The 1,927-nt window shown below is 67.0% G+C and carries 1 protein-coding gene; it reads right to left on the bottom strand.

What is annotated here, in order from left to right:
- Positions 1–74: 74 nt before the first annotated feature.
- On the bottom strand, positions 75–1,364 hold the full coding sequence (gene ltrA, locus ABZ806_RS45005; RefSeq protein WP_500226122.1) for a group II intron reverse transcriptase/maturase: 1,290 nt from the start codon (positions 1,362–1,364) through the stop codon (positions 75–77).
- Between the last annotated feature and the right edge of the window lie 563 nt (positions 1,365–1,927).

Below are 1,927 nucleotides of genomic sequence, written 5' to 3'. Positions count from 1 at the left end.
ATCGAGTAGGAGGGCCGGGTCGCCCGGCCCTCCTCTCACACCACCGGACATGCGGGCCCGCATCCGGCGGTTCGTCAAGCCGTTGATCTGAGCCTGCGCCAGGTGGCTTGCAGCCCCAGCAGGCCAAGGTCGCCCCAGTAGGCGGCGGGCAATGACCGTTGGAGGACGGCCGACCCGGCGATGCGCCAGTACCCCTTGCTGCTGGCGCCCCATTCGGCCGCTTTGCGGTCGGGGATGCCGAGCTTGCGCAGGTTACGGCGTTTGGCCGAGTAGCGTTTCCATTCCTTCCAGCGGATCTGCCGCATCCGGCGATACAGCCACTTGTCCAGCTCACGGAGCCGGTGAGACAGCTCAGCGAGCTTGAAGTAGGCCATCCACCCGCGGATGAACGCGTTGAGCTTGTCGATCCTGCAGGGCATCGACACGCTCCATCTCCGGCTGGTCAGCTCCCGGATACGGCCCTTGAGGCGTTCGATCGCCTTCGGGTCGACCCGGATGCCCACCCCGGAGCGGGTGAAGTAGAACCCAAAGCCCAGCAGCGTCGCTTCCCGCGCGTGCCGGACCGAGGACTTCTCCCGGTTCACCTTGAGTTTCAACCGCCCCTCGACCGCGGCCGTGACCGAATCGAGGACCCGATGAGCGGCTCGCCTGCTGCGCACGAAGACACGGATGTCATCGGCGTAACGCACGAACCGGTGACCGCGCGCCCATAGCTCCCGGTCCAGGTCGTCCAGCATGATGTTCGACAAGACCGGCGACAGCGGCGACCCCTGCGGGGTCCCCTCTTCACTGGCCTGAATGATTCCGTCGACCATCACCCCGGCTTCCAGATACGCCCGGATGAGCTTGAGGACCTTGCGGTCAGTGACCTTGCGCGCCACCCGCGCCATGAGCACATCGAAGTTGACCCGATCGAAGAACCGTTCAAGATCGACGTCCACGACCCAGCGGTGCCCGTCGGCGATGGCCCGCCGCGCGACCTTGACCGCCTGATGAGCGGACCGGCCCGGACGGAACCCGAACGACGAACCCGAAAACCCCGGATCGAAGATCGGCGTCAGCACCTGCGCGATGGCCTGCTGGACCAGCCGGTCCAGCACAGTGGGCACCCCCAGCATGCGTTCACCACGCCCCCCGGGCTTGGGGATCACCACCCGGCGGACCGGCGACGGCCGGTACGAACCCGCGTCCAAAGCCTCCCGGACACCCACCCAATGCTCCCGCAGCCACGGACGAAGCTCGTCCGTGGTCATGCCGTCCACACCAGACGCGCCCTTGTTGGCCTCCACACGCCTCAACGCCCCGGACAGGTTGGCCGGTGACAGCATCCGCTCCCACAACGACTCCTCCAGCCCCGGGATCACGGCGTCCTCAAGGCGCGCCGACCTGCCGCTACGCTCCGCACTGGTACTCACCGGGATTCACCGGCCCCTCCCAGCGGCGGGCCCGCCTCACGCGGGATGGCTGCGATCAAAGCGACCGGCACGAGCAACCCGATTCTTCCGCTCTACTCGACGTTCGGCCCTTCCCGGCTGATTGTCCGTTCCCCTCACCGGTACTACGACCTCTGCTGACTTCTGCCAGGTCAGACCCCCGACCTCACGGCCCAGACCCGTCGGCGCGGCGACAACGACAGCACAACCGACACCCCGGCAGATCTCCCCAGGTAAGAACGATCACCTTCCCCCTGCGCCCGCCGCGTCTACGCAACGACCCTATCGGCGGTGACGGGCTTCACCTTCCATGGCAGGCTCACCCAGATCGCCGCGCCTCATACGCGGTTCGTGTCCCTCGGTGCAGGGATTCGCCTCGGGCTTCCTCCAGACCCCGCCTCACAACGACGCCCTTGCCTCCGGCTCGGAGTTAGCACCACCTCTTCCTCCAGGGGACTTTCACCCCCAAGCAATCGCCCATGCTGGGCGCACCA

Origin of the sequence: Spirillospora sp. NPDC047418, from assembly GCF_040643275.1 — a bacterium.
GTDB lineage: Bacteria > Actinomycetota > Actinomycetes > Streptosporangiales > Streptosporangiaceae > Spirillospora.
Note: the sequence above shows the minus strand (reverse complement) of the source record. Positions and strands in the feature narration are given on the sequence as shown.